The following is a 752-nucleotide window of genomic DNA, read 5'->3' on the forward strand; positions in this document are numbered from 1 at the left end:
CGCCGAGCAGGCCGCGTACTACGGCGACGGCTTCTTCCACAACAACATCTTCTGGCCCGCGGACCACACCAAGCGGATGGTGGAGTTCTACCGCAGCCGGTACGCCCACTACGGGCACGGCACGCCCGAGCAGGCCATCGTCGGACTGGGCGGGCAGGTGTTCATGCGGAAGAACTCGCAGGACGCGGTGCGCGAGTTCCGTCCCTACTTCGACAACGCCCCCGTCTACGGTCACGGGCCGTCGCTGGAGGACTTCAGCGAGCAGACCCCGCTGACGGTGGGCTCGCCGCAGCAGGTGATCGACAAGACGCTCTCGTTCCGCGAGTACGCCGGTGACTACCAGCGCCAGCTGTTCCTGATGGACCACGCCGGCCTGCCGCTGAAGACCGTGCTGGAACAGCTCGACATCCTCGGCGAGGAGGTCGTGCCGGTACTGCGCGAGGAGTTCGCCAAGGGACGCGGCGCCGACGTGCCCGAGGCACCGACCCACCAGTCGCTGCTCGCCGCCCAGAACACCAAGAACACCCAGAACACCCAGAACACCAAGAACACGCAGGACGTGCAGGAGAAGAAGGAGGAGAGCAGCGTATGACCGAGCGTATGAAGGTGGTCGTGGTGTCGGCGGGGCTGAGTGTTCCCTCCTCCACCCGGCTGCTCGCCGACCGGCTGGCCGCCGCGGTGAACCGCACGACGGCGGTGGACATCGAGGTGGTCGAGCTGCGCGACCTCGCGGTGGAGATCGCGCACAACTT

At 66.9% G+C, this 752-nt stretch carries 2 protein-coding genes; both read left to right on the forward strand.

From position 1 onward, the window contains the following. Positions 1–592, forward strand: a 592-nt coding sequence (locus tag IE273_RS43165) for an LLM class flavin-dependent oxidoreductase (RefSeq protein ID WP_189820560.1), incomplete at its 5' end; no start/stop codon positions are given. An 8-nt stretch (positions 593–600) separates the two neighbouring features. Continuing rightward, the coding region (locus tag IE273_RS43170) for an NAD(P)H-dependent oxidoreductase (protein WP_189820561.1) at positions 601–752 on the forward strand (152 nt) is incomplete at its 3' end.

It is taken from the genome of Streptomyces olivaceoviridis, from assembly GCF_014650115.1.
Classification (GTDB): Bacteria; Actinomycetota; Actinomycetes; order Streptomycetales; family Streptomycetaceae; genus Streptomyces; species Streptomyces olivaceoviridis.